Here is a 1,170-nt window from a genome sequence, read left to right as displayed (position 1 = left end):
CCACCGAGCAGTTCGACCGCGTCCTGCGCACGAACCTCTACGCGCTGTTCTGGTTGTGCAAGAAGTCGGTCGCGGTCATGGAGCCCGGATCGACCATCGTGAACACGTCGTCGATCCAGGGGATGAATCCTTCACCCGGCCTTCTCGACTACGCCACCACGAAGGCGGGGATCATCGATTTCACCAAGGGACTGGCCGCCGATGTGGCCAACCGCGGCATCCGGGTCAATGCCGTGGCGCCGGGGCCCATCTGGACGCCGTTGATTCCCGCGACCATGCCGGCCGACGGTTACCGGCACTTCGGGGACGACGTGCCGCTGGGACGGCCCGGCCAGCCGGCCGAGCTTGCGCCCGCATACGTCTTCCTGGCATCCAACGAATCCAGCTACATCACCGGGGAAGTGCTCGGCGTCACCGGTGGGACGCCCTTCACCTGAGGCCTGCACTCCACGGCCCGGACGAGATCGTCATCGTGCACCTCGCCCGCGGTGTTCACGACCCGGTGCTCTTCTTTCGTTCGGTGCGAGGTGTGAGCTCACCACCCGATCCGTCGCATACCTCTTCCGCTTGGTGCTCCGCGTGAGTACCGGCGTCTCCAGTTATCGAATTGATGTCGCAGCACACGCGGATAGGGAGGTCGCGGACGGCCGGTTCGTGAGACGTTGGGACGATGAGCCCCACCGCCCGCGTCCCGGAATCGGTGCTCGACGATGTCCGGGAGCGCGCTCGCACGCCGGCCGTCACGTGGCTTCGACGGGGCGCAGTCGTGCTGCTCGCACTGATCGTGGCGCTCGGTGCGGTGGGGCTGCTCGGTGTCCGCAGCGGCACCGCCCACGCGGCGGGAGGCGGGTACGCCCTCACCCTCACGTATCCGCAGGTCGCGCGGGCGGGACTTGATGTGCCGTGGGACCTGACCGTCCGCAAGCCCGGCGGGTTCACCGAGCCGGTCGTGATCGTCGTCGACTCCGACTACTTCGACATGTTCGAGACCCAGGGGTGGACACCGGAACCGTCCGCGGAAACCAGCGATGCCTCGCGGACCTACATGACCGTCGATCCGCCACCCGGCGACACCCTCACCCTGGGTTTCGACGCCTACATTCAGCCGTCGAGTCAGCTGGGCCATTCGGGATCGGTATCGGTGTCGGAGAAGGGAGTCGACGTGGTCAC

General features: G+C 66.8%; 2 protein-coding genes. Both read left to right on the top strand.

Features of this window, described 5'->3' with window-relative positions:
* On the top strand, positions 1-437 hold a 437-nt coding region (locus ACFTZB_RS45740; protein ID WP_378442638.1), incomplete at its 5' end, for an SDR family oxidoreductase.
* 233 nt (positions 438-670) lie between these two features.
* Positions 671-1,170: hypothetical protein (locus ACFTZB_RS45735; protein WP_378442636.1), on the top strand; the 500-nt coding region annotated here is incomplete at its 3' end.

This window comes from Rhodococcus sp. NPDC057014, from assembly GCF_042673295.1.
In the GTDB taxonomy this organism is placed as follows: domain Bacteria; phylum Actinomycetota; class Actinomycetes; order Mycobacteriales; family Mycobacteriaceae; genus Rhodococcus_F.
This window is presented reverse-complemented; position numbering and strand designations above follow the sequence as displayed.